This window comes from Microbacterium sp. ISL-59, from assembly GCF_018613945.1.
Classification (GTDB): Bacteria; Actinomycetota; Actinomycetes; order Actinomycetales; family Microbacteriaceae; genus Microbacterium; species Microbacterium oxydans_B.
This window is the reverse complement of the sequence record NZ_JAGGPG010000002.1, coordinates 1750237-1774211: the sequence shown is the minus strand read 5'-3', so window position 1 is coordinate 1774211 and position 23975 is coordinate 1750237. Positions and strand designations below refer to the sequence as shown.

Annotated in this window: 22 protein-coding genes and 1 riboswitch; of the genes, 7 read left to right on the top strand and 15 right to left on the bottom strand. The window is 70.0% G+C overall.

Features of this window, described 5'->3' with window-relative positions; all coding sequences use genetic code 11:
* Nucleotides 1-16 precede the first annotated feature (16 nt).
* The 9 genes from J7E45_RS12630 to J7E45_RS12590 all read right to left on the bottom strand — a co-directional run bounded on the left by J7E45_RS12630 (nucleotide 17) and on the right by J7E45_RS12590 (nucleotide 11203).
* Nucleotides 17-2704, bottom strand: coding sequence for a hypothetical protein (locus J7E45_RS12630; RefSeq protein WP_215069586.1), 2688 nt, complete (start codon nucleotides 2702-2704; stop codon nucleotides 17-19).
* Nucleotides 2705-2753: 49 nt separating this feature from the next.
* Nucleotides 2754-4010: a CehA/McbA family metallohydrolase gene (locus J7E45_RS12625; protein WP_215069584.1), complete on the bottom strand. Its 1257-nt coding sequence runs from the start codon at nucleotides 4008-4010 to the stop codon at nucleotides 2754-2756.
* On the bottom strand, nucleotides 4010-5083 hold the full coding sequence (locus tag J7E45_RS12620; RefSeq protein ID WP_091031545.1) for an ABC transporter ATP-binding protein: 1074 nt from the start codon (nucleotides 5081-5083) through the stop codon (nucleotides 4010-4012). The genes J7E45_RS12625 and J7E45_RS12620 overlap by 1 nt, the downstream gene beginning before the upstream one ends.
* Nucleotides 5083-5937, bottom strand: coding sequence for a carbohydrate ABC transporter permease (locus tag J7E45_RS12615; RefSeq protein WP_205828681.1), 855 nt, complete (start codon nucleotides 5935-5937; stop codon nucleotides 5083-5085). Before J7E45_RS12615 ends, J7E45_RS12620 begins: the two co-directional genes overlap by 1 nt.
* Nucleotides 5934-6887 carry a carbohydrate ABC transporter permease gene (locus J7E45_RS12610; protein WP_251053668.1) on the bottom strand — a complete coding sequence of 318 codons (954 nt, stop codon included), beginning with the start codon at nucleotides 6885-6887 and terminating at the stop codon, nucleotides 5934-5936. Before J7E45_RS12610 ends, J7E45_RS12615 begins: the two co-directional genes overlap by 4 nt.
* Nucleotides 6888-6889: 2 nt before the next feature.
* Nucleotides 6890-8299, bottom strand: a complete 1410-nt coding sequence (locus tag J7E45_RS12605; protein WP_167632623.1) for an extracellular solute-binding protein — start codon at nucleotides 8297-8299, stop codon at nucleotides 6890-6892.
* A 62-nt stretch (nucleotides 8300-8361) separates the two neighbouring features.
* Nucleotides 8362-9525: a Gfo/Idh/MocA family protein gene (locus tag J7E45_RS12600; protein WP_215069582.1), complete on the bottom strand. Its 1164-nt coding sequence runs from the start codon at nucleotides 9523-9525 to the stop codon at nucleotides 8362-8364.
* On the bottom strand, nucleotides 9522-10430 hold the full coding sequence (locus J7E45_RS12595) for a TIM barrel protein (protein WP_215069580.1): 909 nt from the start codon (nucleotides 10428-10430) through the stop codon (nucleotides 9522-9524). The genes J7E45_RS12600 and J7E45_RS12595 overlap by 4 nt, the downstream gene beginning before the upstream one ends.
* A gap of 71 nt (nucleotides 10431-10501) precedes the next feature.
* Complete coding sequence (locus J7E45_RS12590; protein WP_308162119.1) at nucleotides 10502-11203, bottom strand: MgtC/SapB family protein; 702 nt, start codon at nucleotides 11201-11203, stop codon at nucleotides 10502-10504.
* Between the two features lie 171 nt (nucleotides 11204-11374).
* Between J7E45_RS12590 and J7E45_RS12585 the strand changes: the two genes are divergently transcribed.
* The 5 genes from J7E45_RS12585 (at nucleotide 11375) to J7E45_RS12565 (ending at nucleotide 14957) form a co-directional block, all read left to right on the top strand.
* On the top strand, nucleotides 11375-12136 hold the full coding sequence (locus tag J7E45_RS12585; RefSeq protein ID WP_167632627.1) for a GntR family transcriptional regulator: 762 nt from the start codon (nucleotides 11375-11377) through the stop codon (nucleotides 12134-12136).
* Between the two features lie 47 nt (nucleotides 12137-12183).
* Nucleotides 12184-12741 (top strand): ribosomal protein L7/L12, encoded by a 558-nt coding sequence (locus tag J7E45_RS12580; RefSeq protein WP_237682261.1) that lies wholly within the window; start codon nucleotides 12184-12186, stop codon nucleotides 12739-12741.
* A gap of 83 nt (nucleotides 12742-12824) precedes the next feature.
* Nucleotides 12825-13463, top strand: a complete 639-nt coding sequence (locus tag J7E45_RS12575) for a bifunctional 4-hydroxy-2-oxoglutarate aldolase/2-dehydro-3-deoxy-phosphogluconate aldolase (protein ID WP_215069578.1) — start codon at nucleotides 12825-12827, stop codon at nucleotides 13461-13463.
* Nucleotides 13464-13503: 40 nt separating this feature from the next.
* Nucleotides 13504-14199 (top strand): ankyrin repeat domain-containing protein, encoded by a 696-nt coding sequence (locus J7E45_RS12570; RefSeq protein WP_215069576.1) that lies wholly within the window; start codon nucleotides 13504-13506, stop codon nucleotides 14197-14199.
* Complete coding sequence (locus tag J7E45_RS12565) at nucleotides 14196-14957, top strand: sulfite exporter TauE/SafE family protein (protein WP_215069574.1); 762 nt, start codon at nucleotides 14196-14198, stop codon at nucleotides 14955-14957. The genes J7E45_RS12570 and J7E45_RS12565 overlap by 4 nt, the downstream gene beginning before the upstream one ends.
* A gap of 16 nt (nucleotides 14958-14973) precedes the next feature.
* On the opposite strand, the gene J7E45_RS12560 is transcribed toward J7E45_RS12565, so the two are convergent.
* Together J7E45_RS12560 and J7E45_RS12555 are read right to left on the bottom strand one after the other, a co-directional pair.
* Entirely contained in the window at nucleotides 14974-15804 is an 831-nt protein-coding gene (locus J7E45_RS12560) for an NAD(P)-dependent oxidoreductase (protein WP_167632631.1), read from the bottom strand.
* Nucleotides 15805-15848: 44 nt separating this feature from the next.
* Complete coding sequence (locus J7E45_RS12555) at nucleotides 15849-16607, bottom strand: SDR family NAD(P)-dependent oxidoreductase (RefSeq protein ID WP_091031587.1); 759 nt, start codon at nucleotides 16605-16607, stop codon at nucleotides 15849-15851.
* Between the two features lie 218 nt (nucleotides 16608-16825).
* Here J7E45_RS12555 and J7E45_RS12550 point away from each other — a divergent pair, with 218 nt between their 5' ends.
* The gene (locus tag J7E45_RS12550) at nucleotides 16826-17560 is read left to right on the top strand and encodes an aminoglycoside 3'-phosphotransferase (protein WP_215069572.1); all 735 of its coding nucleotides are present in this window, start codon (nucleotides 16826-16828) and stop codon (nucleotides 17558-17560) included.
* A gap of 9 nt (nucleotides 17561-17569) precedes the next feature.
* On the opposite strand, the gene J7E45_RS12545 is transcribed toward J7E45_RS12550, so the two are convergent.
* The 4 genes from J7E45_RS12545 to J7E45_RS12530 all read right to left on the bottom strand — a co-directional run bounded on the left by J7E45_RS12545 (nucleotide 17570) and on the right by J7E45_RS12530 (nucleotide 21934).
* Nucleotides 17570-18940, bottom strand: a complete 1371-nt coding sequence (locus J7E45_RS12545; protein WP_215069570.1) for a glutamate decarboxylase — start codon at nucleotides 18938-18940, stop codon at nucleotides 17570-17572.
* 104 nt (nucleotides 18941-19044) lie between these two features.
* Nucleotides 19045-19836, bottom strand: coding sequence for an energy-coupling factor transporter transmembrane protein EcfT (locus J7E45_RS12540; RefSeq protein WP_215069568.1), 792 nt, complete (start codon nucleotides 19834-19836; stop codon nucleotides 19045-19047).
* Complete coding sequence (locus tag J7E45_RS12535) at nucleotides 19833-21290, bottom strand: ABC transporter ATP-binding protein (RefSeq protein ID WP_215069566.1); 1458 nt, start codon at nucleotides 21288-21290, stop codon at nucleotides 19833-19835. Before J7E45_RS12535 ends, J7E45_RS12540 begins: the two co-directional genes overlap by 4 nt.
* On the bottom strand, nucleotides 21290-21934 hold the full coding sequence (locus tag J7E45_RS12530; protein WP_215069565.1) for an ECF transporter S component: 645 nt from the start codon (nucleotides 21932-21934) through the stop codon (nucleotides 21290-21292). The genes J7E45_RS12535 and J7E45_RS12530 overlap by 1 nt, the downstream gene beginning before the upstream one ends.
* A riboswitch (TPP riboswitch) is annotated at nucleotides 21925-22036 on the bottom strand. Its footprint overlaps the gene before it by 10 nt.
* Before the next feature lie 82 nt (nucleotides 22037-22118).
* Here J7E45_RS12530 and J7E45_RS18200 point away from each other — a divergent pair.
* Nucleotides 22119-23969 (top strand): D-alanyl-D-alanine carboxypeptidase family protein, encoded by a 1851-nt coding sequence (locus J7E45_RS18200; RefSeq protein WP_215069564.1) that lies wholly within the window; start codon nucleotides 22119-22121, stop codon nucleotides 23967-23969.
* Nucleotides 23970-23975: the final 6 nt, after the last annotated feature.

Below are 23975 nucleotides of genomic sequence, written 5' to 3'. Positions count from 1 at the left end.
AGCTCACTCGCCGAGATCAGTCGATCGCCCGGCGGATGCTGAGCATCCCGCCGCCGACGGCACGAGCGGCCGCGGCGTCGAAGGCGCCGTCCTGAACCGCACCGGCCAGGTCGACCCGCGCCCAGTCGCCGGGTGACGTGAACGCCAGATCGCGCTCCTCGGTCAGGTAGTTCACGAACCGGAGCTCCGCCTCGGTGCCGACGCGCCGCGCCGACTCCAGCACCACATCACCCGACAGCCGCACGGGGAACGCCGCCTCGGGCAGCGGGCCGTCGGCCGCACCCGAACCGCGAACGACGAGCGGGTCGTGCCGGAAGAGATCGGCGGCGCGCACCGCGGTGGCATCGTCGGCGCCGACCAGGATCGCCAGATCGGTGTGCACGGCGACTCCGAGGTACTGGGCGCCCGGCACGGGGATCTCGGATCCGGCCGGCTCGTCGCGCAGCGGATGCACGTTCACGCTCATCATCCCGACCGAGCGCGACAGCGTGACCGCGAGAGCATCCGGCGCGTCGGCCGTCGACACCAGCTCGTACTCCGACAGCTTCTGCACCAGCACCGCGGTCGAGCCCGCCGCGGCGAAGCGGTACGCCGGATAGGTCGGCAGCGGGAATTCGCCCCAGCCACCCTCGGCCTCGCGTCCGCGCACGGTCGTGCCGTACTGCCCGGCACTGCGGGAGGAGTCGAGCCCGGCGCCGTCGACGGGCACCAGCACCCGGAGCCGGTGATCGGAGGCGGTGTTCACGTAGTCGATGCCGACGCGCAGGAAGCCCTCGCCCTCGCGCAGTTCGATCGTGGTCTCGGTCACGAGCGGCACCGTCGAGGTCGAGCGCCGGCGGTCCGCGTCCAAGCGCTCCGGCAGGTCGTAGACCCGGCGGATGCGGATGCGTCCGCGCAGCGGCCCCTCCTCGAGCACGGTCACCTCGACCGACGAGGGCGCCGAGACGGCGGATGCCGCATCGACCGGGCCGTAGTTGTAGGAGTCGCCGCAGTCGCCGTCGTCGACGAGAGCGAGCGCGCCGTCGATCGACGAGCCGTCCGCGCCGTCGATGCGGACGGTCCCGTCGGCGTTCACGGTCGCGGTGAGGGCCCGGTTCGAGAGCGATCCGGACGACACGGTGACCGCGTCGGCCGATGCCGGCGCCGTGGTCTCGCCGACCGCGGCGAGCGCGAGGCCGTCGACGTCGACGGCCAGGAGCGCCCGGTGCCGAGGGTCGGCGATGGTCTCGACGTGCCAGACGTCGTCGCCCGCGGCATCCGCGGCGACGCGCTCCTCGAGCTCGACGGTGAACGCGGCCAGGTCCCACACGCCCTGCGGGCTCTCGGCGACCTGGAAGCGCAGCGACCGCTCGCCCCACTCGTAGCCGTTGATCTGCTGGCCGAAGAGCTCGCGGCCGTGGATGCGGCGGAGGACCTTCGGCAGGTCGGCCGTGCGCATCCGCTCGTCGCCGAGGACGGTGGTCAGCGGGTCGAGCAGCTGCACGCCCGCGGAGAGCGAGCCCGCGTCGACACCGTGCAGCGTGACCTCGACCTGCGCGCGCCGGGCGAACCCCGAGGGGTTGAACACCAGGTGCTGCGCGGGCGAGACGGCCGCCGAGACGTCGCGGAGCACGGTGTCGATCACGCCGCGGGCGATGTGGCCGGCGGTGTGGATGCGCGTGCCCACCTGCTCGGCTGTCGCGTCGACGCCGCATCCGGTCACGGAGTCGTGCGCGGTGCTCTCCACGATGCGGTACCAGGCGGTGTCGAAGAACGAGCGGTGGTCGCGGGTGCCGTACATCAGGTCGAGGCGCTCGGCGGCGGTGAGCGCCTGCTCGGAGCGGGCCATCTCGCGCTTGAGGTTCGTGCGGATCGAGAAGACGCCGGGCAGGAGGTTGCCGCGGGCGTGCGAGCGCATCTCGCCGTGCACCTGCGGGAGGGCCGCAAGCGATGCGGCATCCGTCTCATACCGGGAGAGGTGCTCGTCGAGCGTCGCGATCGACAGGTGCGGTTCGCGCCCGTCCGCGTCGTAGTCGCGGATGACCTCGGCGAGGTCCTCGGGCGGTGCCGAGTGGTCGGTGCCCAGCATCGCGAGCACCGGGTCGTCGCCGTACCAGGATGCGGTGCGGGCGGCGTAGTCGGGGGCGAGTTCGGGCAGCTGCCCCGGCAGGGCGAACATGTCGAGTCCGTTGCCGTAGCCGTCGAAGAGGTACTCGCACCGCACGGCGTCGCCGTTGGGGGCGACCCAGGAGAAGGCGTGCTCGGCGATGTCGGCGGGGACGCCGCGCCAGAGGGCGCTGTGACGGATGCCGAAGCCGGACAGGATCTGCGGCATCTGGGCCGCGTGGCCGAACATGTCGGGGAGGTAGCCGACGGGCATCGTGCGTCCGAGGCGGGCGCTCGCGGCGCGGCCGAGCTCGAGGTTGCGGATGATCGTCTCGCCGTCGCAGCCGAACTCGTCGAGGAGGATGAGGAACGGGCCGACGCTGAGCTGCTCCCGCTCGACCAGCGCCACGACCCGGTCGCGCATGTCCGGGCGCATCTCGAGGTAGTCCTCGATCGCCGCGGCCTGTCCGTCGAGCGTGAACCGGTACTCCGGCTCCGCCTCGAGGATGCCGATCAGCCGGTCGAGCATGTGCACCAGGCGCAGACGGAACACATCGTGCGGCTCGTACCACTCGCGGTCCCAGTGGGTGTGGGGGACGACGACGATCTCACTGGTCACGGGCGGGGACTCCTGATTCTCTGGGGAAAGGTGTGGGGCGTGCGGCCGGTCAGGCGCACAGGGCGGCGATGCTGCGGTCGGGGTACAGCAGGTAGTGGGGGCCGGCGGAGCGCGCGGCCGCGAACGCGACGCGATCGCCGTGCACCGAGCGACGCTCGCCGGCGCCGTCGACGAGGATCAGACCGTCGGCGTCGATGGCGAGCAGCTCGTCCTCGATGCGCAGGAGCACGGGGGCGGTGAAGAGGTCCGGTGCGGTGAGCCCGTCGCGCACGGTCACCCCGCCCATGATGGCGGTGCGCCCGGCGGCGACTCCGGCCAGGATCGCCTCGGGCGAGGCGTCCTCCGCCGCGACCCAGGTCGTCGGGGTGCCCGGGCCGACGCCCTGGCTCTGCATGTGGAAGTCGGCGCCGCCGAGGAGCACGGCATCCTTGTCCCACCGTTCGTGGAAGGCGAGCGGCGAGGTCGCGATGAGCTCCCGGTACCAGGTCGAGTGCCACAGCTCGATCGCCCGCGGGGCGCGCTCCAGCGGATGCAGCCACGAGCAGTCGCCCGAGATCGGGTGGTTCACGCTGAGCACGCCGCCGCGGCGCTCGACCTCGTCGACCCACTCCTGCGCGGGGCGGCGGAAGTCGATCCAGCCGATGTCACCGAAGGCGTTCGCGTGACCGCGGTGCGTGGTCACCTCCTGCCCGGGGAGCAGCGTGATGGAGTGCTGCATCCCGACACCCGGGAGGTGCGCGTGATGGCTGGTGGTGTTGTGGTCGGTGACGGCGAGGAAGTCGAGCCCGGCCCTCGCGCCCAGTGCGGCGAGCCCCGAGATGCTCTCGCGGCCGTCGGAGTGGAGGGTGTGCGCGTGGAAGTCGCCGGCGAACCATCGCAGGCCGGCGGGCGCCGGGAGGTTTCTCGAACTCCCCCGCGACACCCCGGTCACGGGGGCCGCATCCGGCCCGTGGTCGATCGTCGACTCCGCGGGGAGGGAGATCTCGACCGTGATGTCGGCGCCGCCGGCACTCAGCCGGTGCACGCCGAGGATCACGTTCCACTCGCCCTCCTCGGGACGCCCCGGCAGGTACCCGGGCGTGGCGTCGTCGGTGCGGATCACGGAGGAAGTACGCGCACCGCCCGACCATCCGCGCCACCCTGCGGCGCCCTCGCAGCCGAGGTCGATCACCGCCGCCTCGCTGTCGTACGAGATGCGCACCTCGAGCGAGTCGGTGCCCGCGGGCACGTCGAACGGCACCCGCACGTAGCGGTCGGCGTTCTGGATCTCGTGGGTGAGGTGGAGGGTGGTGCGGATGGTGCTCATCAGCCGATCCGCTCGGTGCTCTCGGCGTCGAACAGCAGCACCCGGTTGAGCTGCGGGACGATCCAGCCGCGGTCGCCCGGCGCCGGCTCCTGCTCCTCGGGGACGACGACCTGCAGCTTGTGCTCTCCCGCGCTCACGAGCACCAGGCTCGTCGCACCGAGGGTCTCGGTCACGACGACCTCGGCGGCGATACCGCCCTCGACGGGCTCGGTCGACCAGCGCAGGTACTCGGGACGGATGCCCCAGATCACGGTCTGCCCCTCGCGCGCCGAGGCGGCGGCTTCGGTGGGAACCGTCACATCGGATTCACCGATCCGCACGGTTCCTCCCGAGACCGCGGTCTCGAGCAGGTTCATCGGCACCGAGCCGATGAACCCCGCGACGAACGTATTGTTCGGGCGGTGGAAGATCTCGCGCGGCGAGCCGATCTGCTGGAGCTTGCCCGACTTCATGACCGCGATCCGGTCGGCGAGCGCGAGCGCCTCGGCCTGGTCGTGGGTCACGAACACGGTCGTGACGCCCAGGTCGCGCTGCAGCTCCTTGAGGAACGTGCGCGCCTCGAGGCGCAGACGGGCGTCGAGGTTCGACAGCGGCTCGTCGAGCAGCAGCACGTCGGGGCGGGTCGCGACGGCGCGGGCGAGAGCCACGCGCTGCTGCTGACCACCGGAGAGCTGGCCGGGGCGGCGCTCGATGAGTCCGTTCAGCGACAGTCCGTTGGCGACCGACTCGGCCGTGGTGCGGCGCTCGGTCTTCCCCACGCGCCGGATCCGCAGCGGGTAGGCGATGTTGTCGCCCACGTCCATGTGCGGGAACAGCGCGTAGTCCTGGAAGACCATCGCGACGCCGCGCTCGCCCGGCTCCGCATTCGTGACGTCTTTCTCGCCGATCGTGAGCTTTCCGGAGGTGATGCTCTCCAGACCCGCGATCGACCGCAGCAGCGTGGTCTTCCCGCAGCCGGAGGGGCCGAGGAGCGCGAAGAACTCGCCGTCCGCGATCTCGACGTCGACACTGTCGACGCCGCGCACCCCGCCGGGGTACTCCTTGACGAGTTCGGTTGCAATGATGGCGGCCATCAGGACTTGATCCCTCCGTGGAAGCGGAAACCGTAGCGACGGTTCACAAAGAAGTAGATGAGCAGGACAGGCACCGAGAACACCAGCGAGAACGCCGAGATCAGACGGAGGTCGGCCTGGCCGCTCTCGGTGTAGAAGGTGTACATGAGCACGGCGGCCGGCTGCATGTCGGGCGTGCGCAGCAGCAGGAACGGAACGAGGAAGTTGCCCCAGACCTGCACGATCGTCCAGATCGCGATGAACGCGAGACCCGGGCGGGCGATCGGCACCACGATGTCCTTGAGGATGCGGAAGGGGCCGGCGCCGTACAGCCGCGCCGACTCCTCGTAGGACTTCGGGATCGAGTCCATGAAGTCCTTGAGGATGAAGATCACCGTCGGCAGGATGCCGCCCGCCAGCACCAGGATGACGCCGACGTGCGTGTTGATCAGCTGCAGCTGGTTGATCAGCTGGAACGTCGGCACCATGGCCGCCGTCCCCGTCACGATCGACGAGAGCAGTAGCAGGCCGTAGAGGATGCCGTCGCGGCCGGGGATGCTGATCCGGCTCATCGCATACGACGCCAGCGCGCCGAGGACGATCACGAGCGCCATGGTTCCGACGCCGAGGATCAGCGAGTTGAGGATCGACTTCATCGCGTAGGGGTTCTCGACCAGCCGCGCGAAGTTGTCGAGCGTCCAGTCCGGCCACGACACCGTCAGCGACGGGGTCGCGTCGAACGGGGCCAGGACCAGCCACACCATCGGCAGGGCGAAGAACAGCGACACGATGACGAGCACGACCGTGAACAGGATCCGCGAGACGAAGTGGGTCACCGAGCGGTCGCGCACGACCGTCTTGATGGTGGTCATCATGAGGTCACCTTCTTCTTCTTCTTCTTGGTGCTCTTACCCCGCGAGACGCGCGTGTACATCAGCGCGATCACGAGGTTGATGAGGAGCATGATGAGCGAGATCGCTGCACCGAGGCCCAGCTGCCCGCCGGGGATGGCGGTCTGGTAGATGTACACCGACAGGATGTCGGTCTGACCGTTCGGCCCGCCCGCGGTGAGCAGGTAGGGCGTGAAGGTGTTGAACGTCCACAGCGTGATCAGCAGGGTGTTGGTCAGCAGGTGGCCCTTGATGTTGGGCAGGATCACATCGCGCAGCTGCTGCCACGTGTTGGCGCCGACCATGCGCGCGCTCTCGAGCTGCGACGGCGGCACCGCGCTGATCGCCGAGGAGAACAGCTGCATCGAGAACGCGGTCCCGACCCAGATGTTGAAGATGATGATGCACTCCATCGGGTGCTCGATGAGCCACGCGGCGCCCTCGGTGCCGAGGAGGGAGTTCAGGGTGCCGGTGCGCCGATCCAGGAGCGCGAGCCAGAGGAACGACGCCACCGAAGCGGGGATGACCCAGGCGGCGAGCACGAGCGTCTCGATGAAGGTCTTCACCCCCGCACGCACGTTGCGCAGCATCCAGGCCAGGGCGAAGCCGAGGATCGTCTGCCCGATGATCCCCGAGACGAGGACGAAGACGAGCGTGAGCCACAGCGAGTTCCAGAAGCGCGGATCGTTGAGAGCCGTGGAGAAGTTGTCCAGGCCGATGAACTCCGGGTTGGCGGCGGCGAAGCCGGTCAACCGGTAGTTGGTCATGCCGAGGTAGACGGTCCAGATCGCCGGGAAGAGGAGGAACAGGCCGATCAGGAGCAGACCGGGTGCCGCGAAGAGCGTGGCCCTGGCCCGACCGAGACCCGCGACATCCTCTGCGCGGCGCCGGCGGGGAGTGGTGACGCTCCCCGCCGGCATCGTTGCTTGCGTCATGGTCACTCGGAGATCGCGTCCGGACCCACGACGCCTTCGAGACCACGGACGTAGGTCTTCAGTGCATCGTCGACCGAGGTTCCGGTGGCGACGTCGAGCGTGGCCTGCTGCAGCAGCACCGACACCTGCGGGTAGGCCGCGAGTCCCGGACGGTAGGCCGTGATCGGCAGCACCTCTTCGCTGACGAAGGTGAGCATCGGGTCGGAGGAGAGCAGCTTCTCGTTCACGTCGTTGCGGGGCGAGATGGCCAGGGTGCCGGCGGCACGCGCCTCGTACGCCTCGGGAGAGTTCATGAAGGCGAGCAGCTCCCAGGCGAGTTCGGCGTGCTTCGAGTTGGGGTTGAGCACACGGCCGGTTCCCCCGGACATCGAGACGAAGTCCTGACCGTCGATGCCCTCGCCGGGCTCGACCGCCGGGATCTTGGCGTAGCCGACGGCGCTGTCACGGTCGGCCATGGGGGCGGTTCCCACACCCTCCTCGGGGTTGATCACGGAGCGCCAGAAGTAGTCGCCCTCGAGCAGGATGCCGATCTTGCCCTCGGCGAAGAGCTGGAACGAGGTGTCGCGTCCCGAGGCCTCCTGCTGGAGGACCGGGTCGCCGAGGCCCTCGTCGACGTAGATGGTCTCGTAGAGGTCGAGCGCCTTCTCCATGCCGTCTGTGGCGCCGATCCACTTGCCGTCCTCGTACACCTGCTCGCCGGTGCCGACCAGCATGGGCAGCAGCCCCTGCATGGTGGTCGCCTCGCCCATCGCCGTGCCGGCGTTGAGCTGGATCGGGGTGACGCCGTCGAGCTTCTTGAGGTCGCGCGACGCATCGAGGATGTCGTCCCAGCTCTCGGGAGCCCAGTCCTCGTCGAGCCCCGCCTGCGCGAAGAGGTCCTTGTTGTAGTAGAGCACGCGGCCGTCGGCGCCCTGCGGCACCCCGTAGCGGTCGCCGTCGAACGAGAGGGCGTTCTGCACGGCATCCGGGATCTGCGCCCAGCCGTCCCAGTCGTCGACCGCGTCTCCGCCGACGTCGGCGAGCGGCTTGATGTACCCGGCCTCGGCGAACTCGCCGACCCAGATGCCGTCCATGCCGATGATGTCGGCGCCCTTGCCCGACTGCAGGTCGAGGGCGATCTTGGTCTTGTAGTCCTCGTCATCGACGCCCTGGGGCTGGAACTCGACGGTGACGTCCTTGTCCTCCGCCTTCATGGCCTTCTCGAACTCGGGGATGACCCAGTCCGCGATCCAATCCGCCTCGGCGGCGTTCTTGCCGCCGGTGATGGAGTTGGTCGTGAGGGTGAGGGTGACCGGTCCGGTTTCCTCCTCGGCCTCCGGCTCTGATCCTCCGGAGCAGCCGGCGAGGACGACCGCACCGACAGTGGTGAGGGCGAACGCCGCAAGAAGGCGGCGCTTTCCATTCGTGACCATTTCTGGACCTTTCTGTGTCGCTGATCGCCGAGCGGATGCCGCTCGGTCTCGGGTGGGGGTGACTACTGCGCGGCTTCGGCGCTCGGGTCGAGTGCGAAGCCCTTCGAGAGCGCGAGCGCGCGGATCATCCGCTGCCCGACGCGCACATCGGCGATCGACTCCTCGACGCTCGCCCCGTCGGGGCGCTCGCCGCGGACCAGTGCCGCCAGCGCGAACAGCTCGTTCTCGAAAGCCTCTTGCTGCATCCAGCGCGATTCGCTCACGCGGATACCCAGCTCCGGGTGGTTCTCGGTCACGCGGAGGATCGTGGGGAGGTTCGTCACATACGGCACCCCGAAGACGAGCTCGATCGAGCCGGTCTCGTGGTGGAAGGTGACGGTCTCCTGGTAGTCGGGGTAGGCGTCGATGTAATGCCAGTCGAGGGTCCACGGTGTCTCGTCGCGGGCGAGCGCACCGCGCAGGTGGACCGAACCGGGCATCTTCGGCCCCCAGTGCTGCGCGAACTGCACCTCGCCCAGACCGCCGATGAGCATGCGCAGCAGCCCGACGTCGTGGACGATCGAGCCGAGCACGACGTTCGTGTAGAGCGTGCGCAGGTCGACGGGGAGGTCGGAGCCGACGGCCGAGTCGACGATCCCCGACGTCGCGTCGATCAGCGGAGCGAGGGTCTCGCGGGACACGTCGCCGGTGGGCGCCGCGAGGCGGGCGTACTCCAACTGGGAACCGTCCAGCGGGTGCATCACCTGCACGCTCACCGCGCGCAGGTCGACGTCGGCGAGCAGCTCCTTCGCACGGCGCGACGCGAGGTCGTACTCCTTCATGTAGCCGACCCGCACCCAGTCGCGCAGGTCGATCCCCACCTCGGCGGCGTGGGCGGCGAGCGCGTCGAGCTCGCCGAGCGAGTAGGCGAGGGGCTTCTCGGCGAGCACCCGGATGCCGGCCCGCACGAGGCGCAGCGTGTCGCCGGCGTGGGAGCCGGTGGTGGCGAGGATGGCGGCGTCGATCGCGAGCGCACCCTCGTCCTTCGCGGCGATCAGGTCGTCGACGGAGGAGAACCGACGCTCGTCGGCGACCCCGTAGCGGGCGGCCATGTCGGCGGTGCGCTCGGCGGAGAGGTCGACGAGGGCGGCGATCTCGAAGCTCTCGGCGTTCCTGCGCAGCAGCGGCAGGTGGACGCTCTGGCTGATCGCTCCCAGGCCGATGACGGCGACGCGCGTGATGCTCATGCGAACCACTTCCGGAGGGCGTCGCGGTTGGCGATCTGCTCGGCCTTGGCCTGCTCGACCTCGGCGGTGGAGCGGGGAACCACGTCCTGCTCGACGATCAGCCATCCGTCGTATCCGCTGTCGATGATCTCGTCGACGAGTTCGGTGACGGCGAGGTCGCCATCGCCCAGGGGCACGAAGACGCGCTTCTCCCACACCGACCGCATCGGGTCGTCGGTCTGCAGCGCCTCGCGCAGGATCTGCGTGCGCGCATCCTTGAGGTGCAGGTGGTTGATGCGGTCGCGCCAGCGACGGTAGTCGGGCAGCGGGTCGCCTCCGCCGATGAGGAGGTGACCCGAGTCGAAGGTGAGTCCGACATCGGTCGACGCGAGCAGCGCGTCGACTTCTTCCGGCGTCTCCACGTAGGTGCAGGCGTGGTGGTGGAACGTGGGCTCGAGGCCGCGGTCGCGTACCCGGGCGGTCGTGATGTTCACGCGATCGGCGAACCGGGCCCAGTCGTCGCCGCGGAGGGTGAGCTCGGGAGCGCCACCGGGGCGTGCCTTGCGCTCGGCGCTGCCGGAATCGGCGAGGGTCGGGAGCGGGGCGAGGACCGGACCGGTCTCCGCTGCGGCGACGAAGACGTCGAGGATGCCGTCGAGGTCGGCGAGCGCGCGCTCGAATTCGTCATCGGTGCCCGCGAAGGGCAGATCGATCCAGCCGCCGGCGAGTTCGAGGCCGTACCTCTGCAGGCGATCCGTGAGATCCGTCCCGCGACCGAGGAGGCCGACCGGACCGAGGTCGATGCCCTGGTAGCCGGCTTCGCTGATCCAGCGCGCGAGCTCCTCCCCTTCGGGGAGAGCGACGAGATCCGGCCGAGCCAGCTCGAAGACTCCGTAGCTCACCGGCGCATTCGCGATACGGATCACTCGATTTCCTTTCTCCATTGAACGGCGGACCCGAGGCCCGGTGAAAATGTTAGCAGGTAATTACATATGCATCAATCGTCGTCCGAGAAGCCCTGGACGACGACCGATCGCACCCCGTCGAGCCGCGCGATCGCGTCGATCAGCTCCGACCGCATCTCGGGCGAAGCCTCCGCGAACTCGAGCGTCGCGCGCATGTCGGAGTCCCCGTGGATCCGTGCGGCACCGAGGAGGGTGGCGGGCAGACCGCGGCGCTCGGCGGCGGCGAGCACCTCGCGGATGGCGCCGCGCTCGGACTCGTACTGCAGCGTGACCCGCAGCCGCTCCGGCTCGGGCCGCAACCGGTCGCGCACGCGGGACAGGGGGCCGACCGTCAGCAGGTGCAGCCCCGTGCCAGCGATCGCCAGCAGCGGCATGTTGGCCCCGCACGCCATGCCGATCGCCGCCACGACCCAGATGGTCGCGGCAGACGTCAGCCCGGAGACGGCGTTGTTGCGCACGAAGATGACCCCGGCCCCGAGGAAGCCGATGCCGGAGACCACCTGCGCCGCGATGCGAGAGGGATCGACGGCCACGTCCGGGCCGAGCACTCCCTCGAATCCGTACGCCGAGATCAGCGTGAAGATCGCGGAGCCGATCCCCACCAGGACGTGCGTCCGCAGCCCGGCGCTCTTGAGCTTGCGCGATCTCTCGATCCCGACGGCGAGCGAGAGGACGAACGCCAGAGCGAGGAGTCCGAGCTCCACGAGCAGGTGCGGATCCCCCACGATGCTCACGAGAACTCCATCATGTCCGAACAATAGCACTTTATGCATTTCACGGGTCAGGTCGCCCTCGGAACGGATATCTCCGCGCGCCTCACCGCCCGGATCCGCCGAAAGAGAGGTGACATGGGCGATCGTATGATTGTCGCTACAATATGACTCCCTCACAGAAAGCGGAGCACCATGGCCGATCTCGTCACTCCGTGGCCGAACGATCTGTTCGCCGACATCGACCGCACGGGACCCGTCCCGCTCTACTTCCAGGTGTCGACGCGCCTCCAGAGCGCGATCCAATCCGGCGCCATCCCCGCCGGCGCCCGCCTCGAGAACGAGATCTCGATCGCCGAGCAGCTCGGCCTGTCCCGGCCCACCATCAGGCGCGCCATCCAGGAGCTCGTCGACAAGGGCCTGCTCGTACGGCGCCGTGGCATCGGCACCCAGGTCGTGCAGGGCTCCGTCACACGCCAGGTCGAGCTCACCAGCCTGTTCGAAGACCTGCAGAGCGCCCATCACGAACCGGGGACACAGGTGCTCACCCACGAGGTGATCGCGGCATCCGACGAGGTCGCGGCGGCGCTGGGCCTCGCCCCCGGCACCGAGGTGCTGCATCTGCGCCGACGACGCAGCACCGACGGCGTCCCCGTCGCCGTGCTGGAGAACTACCTGCCGGGCGAGTTCGCGAACATCTCGTCGGAGCAGCTCGAATCCCGCGGCCTCTACCAGGTGCTGCGTGCGCGCGGCGTGGCCATCCGCGTCGCCAAGCAGAAGATCGGAGCCCGGCGGGCGGAGGCCGACGAGCCCGAGTTGCTGGAGATCGAAGCCGGCGGGCCGTTGCTGACGATGGAGCGCATCTCGTTCGACCAGTCCGGCGCGGCGATCGAGTTCGGACACCACTGCTACCGTCCCGACCTCTACCGCTTCGAGACCACGCTCGTCGCCAAGTAGCCCGCGAGCCCCTGGGGCGGCGGATGGCGTCTCCGTAGACTGACCCCATGGATGCTGTGCTGTGGATCGTCGGGATCGTCGTCGGCCTGATCGTCGTCGTCGCGATCCTGACGGTCGCGCTGCGCGGGATGCGGCCGAAGCTGCCGGAACCGCAGGTCTTCACGCCGACGGCCGCGACGCCGCGCTCCGCTCCCGCCTCCTCGGCGTCGGCACCCGCCTCCGGACTCACCCCCGACGTCGTCGCCGAGATCGACCGGCTCGTCGGAGCAGGGCACAAGATCCACGCCATCAAGCTCTACCGCGACCACACCGGCGTGGGCCTGAAAGAGGCGAAGGATCGCGTGGAGCACTGGTCGGCCAGCACGACCGCTCCGCACCTCGCCGCCGTGTCGAACGCCAGCGCCGTGCACTCCTCCATCACCCCGAGTGCGCTGACGCCGTCGACCGTGCGCGCCTCGCTGCCGGCATCCGTGGCATCCGAGATCGACGGTCTCATCGCCCGCGATTCCCAGATCGGGGCGATCAAGCTGCTCCGGGAGCAGACGGGCCTCGGGCTCAAGGAGTCGAAGCTCCTGATCGACGCCTGGGTTCCGCACCGCAGCTGAGAGCGACGGACCGGTACCTCCCCGCGCGGAAGCGGACTCCCCGGCGAGGGAGAATGGGAGGGTCCCCCACCGCAAGGAGCCTCATGACAGACCGTCTCGACCGCGCCCGCAGCACCGGCATCCTCGCCGTGCTCCGCGCTTCGTCCCCCGAGCTGGCCCTGGAGGCCTCCGAGGCGATCATCCGCGGCGGGGTCACCGGCATCGAGGTGACCTTCTCGACTCCGGACGCGCCCGCCGTGATCCGCGAACTCATCGCCCGCCACGGCGACGCCGCGTACATCGGCGCCGGGACCGTGACGACCGCCGCGCAGGCAGCGGCGGCCGCGGATGCGGGGGCGGAGTTCCTCGTCAGCCCCGGCACGCTCCCTCACCTGACCCGCTCGATGCTCGACACCGATCGCGTCGTGATGACCGGGGCCATGACCCCCACCGAGGTCATGAGCGCGCTCGAACTCGGCGTCGACGTCGTGAAGATCTTCCCGGCATCGCTGGGCGGCCCGTCGTACCTCGGCGCACTGCGGGGCCCGTTCCCCGACGCCCCGCTCATGCCGACCGGCGGCGTGAGCCCCGACAACCTCGCAGCCTGGTTCGCGGCGGGTGCGGTCGCGGTCGGCGCCGGTGGCGACCTGGCCAACGGGGCATCGATCGCCGCATCCGATTGGGCCGACATCGAGCAGCGCGCCGCCCGGTTCACGGCCGCACTCGCCGCCACTTGCAGCTGATCGACCGACGGCGTTCAGCATCGTTTGGTATACCAGACGCATGCGTGTGCACCCGACCCTCATCCTCGGTGCACTCGTCGCCGTGCTGCTGACCGCGACGGCTTGCACCGCGAACCGCGCCCCGTCCGCACCGACACCGGAGGTCTCCATGTCCGACGCCACTCAGGACCTGCTCATCGCCGCCGGAGACGGAGATGCGGATGCCGTGCGCGCGGCCCTCGATGCGGGGGCTGCGATCGAGGGCCGGGGCGACGGCGGCATGACCGCCCTGGTCGCGGCGACCAAGGCGGATCAGGTCGACGCGGCACGGGCGCTCATCGAGGCCGGCGCCGACGTGAACGCGAAGGACGACATCCAGGACTCCGCCTATCTGTACGCCGGGGCCCGCGGTCACGACGAGATCCTGCGTCTGACGCTCGAGAGCGGCGCCGACCTGACGAGCACGAACCGCTTCGGCGGCACCGCCCTGATCCCGGCCTCCGAACGCGGACTGCTGGCGACGGTCGAGATCCTGCTCGAGGCGGGTGTCGACCCGAACCACGTCAACAACCTGAACTGGACGGCGCTGCACGAGGCGATCGTGCTCGGCGACGGCTCCTCCCGCTACGTCGAGGTCGTGCGCGCGCTCATCGACGGCGGGGCGGACATCGGCATCCGCGACGGCGACGGTGTGCTGCCGGTCGACCTCGCGAGGAGCCGCGGCTACGACGCGATCGTCGCCGAGCTCGAACGGTGATCGCGCTCGACCCGTGGGCATGGGTCGCCCTCGCCGTGGCCGCGGTGACGATCGGCATCTCGAAGACCGCGCTGCCCGGCGGCAGCATCCTGGCCATCGCCCTGTTCGCCGCGGTGCTGCCCGCCCGCACTTCGACAGCCGCGACCCTGCTGCTGCTCATGGTGGGTGACCTGTTCGCGCTGTTCGCCTACCGCCGGCACGCCCACTGGCCGACGCTGCTGCGCCTCGCCCCCGCGGTCATCGCGGGGCTCCTCGTCGGATTCGCGTTCCTCGCACTCGCCGGTGACGGGGTCGTCCGGCGGGCCATCGGCGTGATCCTGCTCCTGATGATCGCCGTGACCCTGTGGCGCCGGTGGCGGCAGAGCAAGGCCGACGCGAAGGCCGACACAGTGGCCCCGCCGTCGGGTGGCATCGTGCTCGCGGGTGCCTACGGCACGCTCGGCGGATTCACGACCATGGTCGCCAACGCGGGCGGACCGGTCATGTCGATGTACTTCCTGGCCACCCGCACGCCCGTGCAGGTGTTCCTCGGCACCTCGGCGTGGTTCTTCGCCATCATCAACGTGATCAAGGTGCCGTTCCTCGCCGGCCTCGGACTGTTCCACCCGCCGGTGCTGCTGATGGATGCCGTGCTCGCCCCGCTCGTGGTGATCGGTGCGCTGCTCGGCCTCCGGGTCGCGCCGCGCATGAACCAGCGCGTGTTCGACCGCATCGTGATCGTGCTGACGATCCTCGGCGCGGTGTACCTGCTGATCTGAGCGGCGTGCCCCGCCCTCAGTCCAGGAAGATATCCGGGAACAGCGCGCTGTCGGGTGTGCCGGGGATCGCGGCGTAGCCCGAGAAGTCGGTCACCCCGTCGGCCTCGAGCACGTCTTCCACGATGAGCGACTGCCCCGTGTACGACGCGGCGGGCTTGAGCAGCACGGCGTACGCGGCGTCCGCATAGATCGCGGGCGTGCGACTCGCGGCCATGACCTTGTCGCCGCCGAGCAGGTTCTGCACGGCCGCCGTCGCGATCGTGGTGCGGGGCCACAGCGTGTTGGCGGCGATCCCGTCGCGCGCGAACTCCGCCGCGAGGCCGAGCGTCGCCAGCGTCATGCCGAACTTCGCGAGCGTGTACCCCGTGTGCGCGCCGAGCCACTTCGGGCTCGGGTTGAGCGGCGGCGAGAGAGAGAGGATGTGCGGGTTCTCTGCGTCCTTCAGGATCGGCACGGCCGCGCGCGACAGCATGAAGGTGCCGCGCACGTTGACGTCCTGCATCAGGTCGTACTTCTTGGCGCCCAGGTCGAGCGAGCGCGAGAGGTCGATGACGCTGGCGTTGTTGATGACGATGTCGATGCCGCCGAACTCGCCCTGCGTCTTCATGACCGCTTCGGTGATGTCGTCGTCGTCGCGCACGTCACCGACGATCGGGAGCGCGTTGCCGCCGGCTGCCCGGATCTGCTCGGCGGCGGTGTGGATGGTGCCTTCGAGCTTCGGATGCGGGGTGTCGGTCTTCGCGAGCATCGCGATGTTCGCGCCGTCGGCGGCTGCCCGCAGCGCGATCGCGAGTCCGATTCCGCGGCTGCCGCCCGACATCAGGATGGTCTTTCCGGCAAGGGACATGGTTTCTCCTGGGTTCTGATCGCGACGGGAAGTGGGAGCTGCGGTCATCTCGGGGCCATGCGGATGGCGCCGTCGAGACGGATGGTCTCGCCGTTGAGGTAGCCGTTCTCGACGATCTGCTGCACGAGGGCGGCGTACTCATCGGGGCGACCGAGGCGCGACGGGAAGGGAACCTGCTGGCCGAGGGAGTCCTGCGCGGCCTGCGGGAGACCCATCAGCATCGGCGTCTCCATGATGCCGGGGGCGATCGTGCACACCCGGATGCCGTGGCGCGCGAGTTCGCGTGCGACGGGGAGGGTCATCGCGTGCACGCCGCCCTTCGACGCGGAGTAGGCGGGCTGACCGATCTGACCGTCGAACGCCGCGACGCTCGCGGTGTTGACGATGACGCCGCGCTCCTCGTCGTGCAGCTCGTTCTTCGCGATCACGGCCGAGGCCTGCGAGATGACGTTGAACGTGCCGACGAGGTTGATGCGGATCACGCGCTCGAAGTCGGCGAGCACCGCGGGATTGCCCTCGCGGTCGAGCACCTTGGCGGGCGGCGCGATGCCGGCGCAGTTCACGACGACGCGCAACGGGGCCGCGGACTGCGCGGCGGCCACGGCGGCCTGCACCTCGTCGGCGCTCGTGACGTCGGCGGCGACGAAGAGTCCGCCGAGCTCGTCCGCGATCTCCGCGCCCTTCGACGAGGGGAGGTCGATGATCGTGACATGGGCTCCTGCCGCCACGAGCCTGCGTGCGGTGGCGAGCCCGAGGCCAGAGGCCCCTCCGGTGATGAGTGCACCCTGACCGCTGATCTGCATCTGAGGTTCTCCTTCGAACGTCGTTGCGCGACACGCTTCGCTGGAACGCGGTCTCAGCCTACGTGGTTCCTGGTTCCACCACGAAACGGGTGGCGCCCGCCCGCAGGAGCTGCGTTCACAGCGAGCCTACGACACCGCCTCGACCGAGAACGGTCCAGACACCCGAAGCCTGCGGCAGGATCGGTCCCCCCGCCCGAAGCCTCCGGCAGGATGGGAACATGACCATCCCCACCGACGACGTCGTCGTGCCCGATCGCGTCCGACTCCTCGCCCGAGGCGCGGACCTCGAGTGCGTGTGGCGGAACAATGCCGGCGGGCTGACCTTCCGCGCCACAGGCCAGGGCGAACCGTTCTTCATCAAGTGGGGTCCGCGGAACCTCGAGTCCACACTGCGCGACGAGGCGGAGCGGATGCAGTGGGCCTCGCAGTGGATCACGGTGCCGACCGTGCTCGACAGCGGCGGCGACGAGACGCACGAGTGGATGGTCACGGCCGCGCTCGACGGGCTGAGCGCCGTGGACCCGCGGTGGGTCGCCGAGCCCGCGGTCGCCGTTCGTGCCGTCGGCGAGGCACTCCGCGCCATGCACGACGCCCTGCCCGTCGCGGAGTGCCCCTGGGACTGGAGCGTGTCGTCGCGCATCGAGAACGCCGAACAGCGCGGCATCGTCGTGCCGGAGGCGCTCCGAACCGCACCCGAGATCGACCGCCTCGTCGTCTGCCACGGCGACGCCTGCTGCCCGAACACTCTGGTGGGCGACGACGGTCGCTGGCTCGCGCACGTCGACCTGGCCATGCTCGGTGTGGCCGACCGCTGGGCCGACATCGCCGTCGCCACCATGAGCACCGAGTGGAACTACGGCCCCGGCTGGGAGGACGCACTCATCGAGGCCTACGGCGTCGAGCCCGACCGCGAGCGCCTCGCCTACTACCGAGATCTCTGGAACGCGACGTGACGCCGCTTCCTAGTGGTGGAAGGCGGAGTCGGGGTGGTCGTCCGGCATCGGCGCGGTGAGCGCGTCGAGGTGGGCGACCTCCGCGGTGATCGCATCCAGGAGGTCCGCCGCCAGGTCCATGCTCAGTCCGTTGCGCACGACGATCCGCTGCACGGTGATCTGCTCGAGATCGGCCGGCATCGGATACGCCGGAACGAGCCATCCCCGCATCCGCAGCCGGTCCTGCAGATGGTAGAGCGTCCAGTTCTTCGTATGGCCGTCCTTCAGCCGCCAGGCGAAGACGGGGATGTCGCTGCCGTCGTTCCAGAGCTCGAACGCGTCGAGCTTCGCGATACCGGCGGAGAGGAACTTCGCGACGTCCTGTGAGGCCTGCTGCACCGCGCGATACCCCTCGAATCCCAACCGCAGGAACAGGTAGTACTGGAGCAGCACCTGGGCTCCGGGGCGTGAGAAGTTCAGCGCGAACGTGGGCATCTCGCCGCCGAGGTAGCTGACCTTGAACACCAGGTCCTCGGGCAGCCACTGTGCGTCGCGCCAGACGATCCAGCCGAGCCCCGGGTACACGAGACCGTACTTGTGCCCGGAGGTGCTGATCGAATGCACGCGCTCGAGCCGGAAGTCCCAGACGACGTCGGGCTGCAGGAACGGCGCGATCATCGCGCCGGATGCGCCGTCGATGTGGATCGGGATGTCGAGGCCGGTGCTCTTCTGGATCTCGTCGAGGGCTGCGGCGATCGCGGCGACCGGCTCGTACATGCCCGTGTACGTCACCCCCATGATCGCGACCACCCCGATCGTGTTCTCATCGACGTACTTCGCCAGGTCGTGCCCGTCGAGCGTCTTGTGGTCCGCGCTGATGGGCACGTAGCGGGGCTCCACGTCGAAGTAGTTGCAGAACTTCTCCCAGCACACCTGCACGGCCGCCGACATCACGAGGTTCGGCGCGGAGGCGTCCTTCCCCGCGGCACGTCTCGCCTGCTGCCATAGCCGCTTGAACGCGAGGCCACCCAGCATGCACGCCTCCGAGGAGCCGATCGTCGAGGTGCCGATGCTGTTCGCGGCATTCGGGGCGTTCCAGAGGCTGGCCAGCATGTGCCAGCAGTTGTCCTCGATCGCGGCGGTCTGCGGATACTCGTCCTTGTCGATCATGTTCTTGTCGAAAGACGAGGTGTACACCTGCTTCGCCTCGTCGTCCATCCAGGTGCCCACGAACGTCGCGAGGTTCAGCCGCGCGTTGCCGTCGAGGATGGTCTCGTCCTCGACGATCTGCCTCGCCGTGGCGGGGAGGGTTCCCTGCGGCGGGATGGCGTGGCGAGGAGCGACTGTCGCCTCACCGGGTCTGGTGAACATCGGCTCGTAGTCAGAAGAAGGAGTGCTCATGCGCGGAACCTTTCGCCGGGGCATCCGGGCTGCCTTGCCGCCCACCGTATCGGGGTCGCGTCGAAGTATCGAGGGGTTCTCGAGCGTGGACGAGCGGCCCCGACTCAGGCTCCGGGGCCGAGGATGAAGTTCCACGCCCCGGTGGCGACGGCGGCGGCGATCGCGATACCCGAGATCGCGGCGCCCACGGCGAGCAGCATCCATTCGGCCGCGCCGAACCGCGACTCGCGCGCCCAGGTCCGCCGCCCCGGAGCCCCGAATCCCCGGGCCTCCATGGCGGTGGCGAGCTTCGCTCCGCGGCGGATCGACAGCACGAGCAGCGCGAACGCCATGCCGAGGAACCGGCGGATGCGACGACGATCGGCCACGCCCCTCGCTCGGCGGGCGAGCTCGAGCGCGCGCCAGTCGTCGAGGAACAGACCCACCATCCGCAAGCCGGCGAGCGCGCCGAGCACGAACCGGGCGGGGAGCCGCAGGATCTGGCCGAGGCCGTCGGCGAGGTCGGTCGGGTCGACCGTGATGAACAGGACGACCGAGGGCAGCGCGATCGCGAGCACCCGCAGCATGGTGGCGAGGGCGAGCGCGAGCGACCCCTCGCTGATCCGCAGCACGAACCAGTCGACGTAGACGGTGCCGCTCGTCTCGCCGTAGAGCGCGATGGTCAGGCCGGTCAGGGGTGCGGCAAGCCAGACCGGCCAGGTGCGCATCCAGAACTCGCGCCAGCCGATACCGGCGAACAGGAACAGCACGAACTCCAGCACGAGAGCGACGGATGCCGACACCGGATCGAGCGTCAGGATCAGCGGCACCGCGATCAGAGCGCTGACGCCGAGCTTGGCCACCGGATTGACGGCGGCGAGAGCTCCGGTGCGCGCCTGCGTGTCGAGCAGGGTCATGACACGCCTCCGAGTTCGAATCTCTCGGCGTGCAGCGCGCGCGCGACATCGAGGTCGTGGGTGATCGTGACGATCGCCGATCCCTCGTCGCGGAGCGTCGCGAGCATGGCGACGAGTTCTGCCCAGGTGCGGGCGTCCTGCCCGAAGGTGGGCTCGTCGAGCACGAGTACCCGGGGCCGGGTCGCGATCGCCGCAGCGACCGTGAGACGGCGTTTCTCACCGCCGGACAGCGTGTAGGGATTGGCGGCGGCGAGGTGCGTCAGGCGCAGGCGCGCGAGCAGCTCGTCGCTGCGCGCGGCGATCTCGTCCTCGCCCATTCCGAGCGCGCGCGGCCCGACGGCGAGCTCGTCACGCACGGTCTTGGCGAGCAGCTGATGCTCCGGCTCCTGGAACACCATGCCGATGCGGGTCAGCAGATCCCGCGACGCCCATCGGATCGGCGAGGGATCCGCCCCGGCGGCGAGCACGGCGGATGCCGTCAGGTCACCCGCGGCCGGCGGAAGGAGTCCCGCGAGAGTGAGCCCGAGCGTGGACTTGCCGGCGCCGTTCGGCCCGGTGATCGCCAGCGCCTGGCCGGCGTGCACGTCGAGGTCAATACCGGTGGCGACCGGGCGTCCCTTGACGCGGGCGACGGCGAGTCCGCGCGCCGAGAGCAGAGTCTCCCCCGGCATCCCGCGCGGGGGCGGCGGGGCGGCGGGAGCGTGCCCCGGCACCCACACGCCGTCGGCCGCGAGCCGTGCACCCTGGTCGCCGAGCACCTCGCCGGGTGCCCCGTCGGCCACCACTCCCCCGGCCCCGATCACGATCACGCGGGTGATGAGCGGCAGCCAGACCTCGAGGCGGTGCTCGACGACGATGAGCGTCGCGGGCTGCGCCTGCAGCATCCGCTGCACCGCGTCACGCACCTCGACGACCCCGGTCGGGTCGAGGTTGGCGGTCGGCTCGTCGAGCAGCACGAGACCCGGACGCATCGCGAGCATGCCGGCGAGCGCGAGCCGCTGCTTCTGTCCGCCGGAGAGCGCCTTGGTCGGGTGGTCCAGCGGCACATCGAGGCCGACGGCATCCAGCGCCGCCTCCACCCGCGGCCAGATCTCCGCCCGCGGAACGCCGAGGTTCTCGCAGCCGAAGGCGACGTCGTCGCCCGCTCGCGCCAGGATCACCTGCGAGTCCGGGTCCTGCAGCACGAGGCCGGCACGCCCCCGGGTGGCGACGGCGGGAGCACCGTCGACGAGCAGTTCGCCCGTGCTCTCGCCCTCTTCCTCGCCGCCGAGCACGCCCGCGAGTCCGTGCAGCAGGGTGGACTTGCCCGCGCCGGACGCGCCGAGCACCAGCACGCGCTCACCGGGGTCGATGCGGAACGAGACGTCGCTCAGCGCCCAGGCGAGGCGACTCGCGTGGCGCCACCCCCAGCCGCGTGCCTCGACGGCGGCGGGGACGGTGTGATCCGCCGTCATCAGACGCGGACGCGCGCCTCGCGCCCGGAGCCGAATCGGTCGAGCGCTCCGGTCGCGGCGATGCCTCGCGCCAGCACCCACGACAGCGCACCCGCGATGACGGCACCGGAGACGACCGTGCTGATCAGGTAGATCGTCGTGAAGGCGGGGCCGGAACCGGCGTACCAGAGCACGAGGTTGTTGATCCCGCCGGCGAGGGCTGCACCGGCGCCCGCGAGGATCGCGACCGGCAGCGACCAGCGGCGGTAGAAGAAGAGGAGGAAGACCAGTTCGGCGCCGAGACCCTGCACGAGTCCTGCCTCGAGTGTGAGGAATCCGCCCCACTGGTTGCCGATGAGGGCCGAGACGACCGCCGCGAGCAGCTCGACGTAGATCGCCGCGCCCGCCTTGCGGATGATCAGCCCGCCGAGGACGCCGGCGAAGAGCCACGGGCCGTCGAGGAGGCCCTGGACGCCGGGGAGCAACGGCTCGAGCAGCGCCTTCGGGCCGAGGTAGCCGACGTTCCACGCGAGGAAGATCAGGCCGGCGGCGACACCGATGACGCTGGCGACGACGATGTCGACGATGCGCCAGCGCAGGAAACTCCTGGCCGGGGTCGAGGCCTGGGCCTTCGCGGACGCCGATGTGGACGTGGACGTGCTCATCTGAACTCCTCCCTGCGCTGGCATGACCCAGATCAGGTTCGACGGTCGAAGCGCGATTCGCTCCCTCTCAGCCCGGCTCGCCGGACTCCCGTGGTTGTGCTGAAGAGCCTACCGGCTCACGACACCCCGTGCGCGACGAGGCTGCGCGCCGCGCAACGCGCACGGGATTGGGTACCGTAAACGAGTGACCGCTTCAGATCCCGCCGACGAGGCGACGGGCGTCGTCGATGGCGACGGCTCGCCGGACGCCGTCCCCTCCGGACCCGTCGACGACCTGCCGGTCGCGCGGGACGCTCTCGCAGTGGACTCCGGCGACACCTCCGCCTTCGCCGCCGACCGGCTGTTCGCGGGCGATGTGCGCCCTCCGGACGCCGTCGTGGCCCCGGCGATCCCGGTCGACTCCGCGGCGATCGGCGCGCTGTTCACGACGCAGAAGTCCACGGGCGGCGACGTCGAGCCGGAACCCGAGTTCCTCACCGAACCCGTCGCTGAGCCCGTCACCGAACCCGTCGAGCCCGTCGAGCCCGTCGAGGCCATGGAGCCCGCTGAGCCCGGGGATGCGATCCCGACGACACCCCCGCTGACCAAACCGCCGTTCGTCCCGTCCGAGCGGACGACCGGTGAAGAGCCGGCGGACGACGCGAATGCTCTCCTCGACGCGGGCACACCGCAGTGGGCGGATGACACGACCGGGGCGACGGCCCTCACCTGGGTCGATGCCGCGACGGTCGCCGCGCACCCGCCTCTCGCCACCCTCGACGAGCCGGCCGAGGCTGAGCAGACAGGCGGACTGATGCGCGGGGCCCACCTGCGACCGGCGATCGCCCGTCCGGGGATCCTGGTGCCGTTGGCGACGCTGGTCGCGATCGTCGCCGCCTACGCCGGCACGACGATGCTCTGGCCGCTGCACGAAGTGCCGCCCACGGTGCAGTCCGTCGAGTTCAGCACCGTCCCCGCCGCCGTGGCTGCGCCCACATGGCCCGGCGAGGGCAGCGCCGCTGTCGGCATCGGCGGGTTGAGCACAGTGGCCTCGAACCCCGGAGCCGTCAGCATTGCGAGCATCACCAAGGTCGTGAGCAGCCTGATGGTGCTCGACCGGATGCCGCTGGCCCTCGGCGAGCAGGGCCCCGAGTTCCGCTTCAGCTACCGCGACAGCGTGGAGTACTGGGACTACCGGCGCAGTGATCAATCCGCGCTGGATGTGCCCGTCGACGGCGTGCTGACCGAATACCAGCTGCTGCAGGGCACGCTCCTCGGATCGGCGAACAACTACATCGATCGGCTCGCCTCCGAGATCTGGGGCTCCGACCGGGAATTCGCGTCCGCCGCAGAGACCTGGCTGAGAGAGCGCAGCCTCACCGGCATCACGGTCGTGACCCCGTCGGGCTTCGACGAAGGCAACGTCTCGACGCCCGACTCGCTCATCGCACTGGGCGAGCTGGCGATGCAGAATCCGGTGTTCGCCGAGATCGTGGGAACGAAATCGGTCGACCTGCCCGGCGCGGGCACGGTCGTCAACACGAACAAGATGCTCGCCGACCCGGGTGTCGTCGGCATCAAGACCGGCACGCTGGTCGGCTGGAACCTGCTCACGGCGAAGGATGTGACGGTCGGCGACACGACGGTGAAGTTGTACGCCGCCGCGCTGAACCAGGCGGGCGACGATGAGCGGCTCGCCCTGACCCGCTCGCTGTTCGCCGAGACGGAAGCTGCACTGCAGGCGCAGGGCCCGGCGGTCGCCGCGGGCACGGTCGTCGGACGCGTCACGACCCTGTGGGGCGAGGATGTCGAGGTCGTCACCGACTCCGACGCCGATGTGGTGCTCTGGAACGGCGCCCTTGCGACGGCGACGCCGACCTTCGACCTCGCGGACGAGCGCGATGAAGACGACACGGTGGGAACGATGACCGCCGTCGGACCCCTCGACAGCGCGACGGTTCCCCTGGTCCTGGCGCGAGACGTCGAGGGCCCGAGTCCCTGGTGGCGTCTGACCCACCCGCTCGAGCTCCTCGGCATCACCACCGACACCCGCTGACTCTCT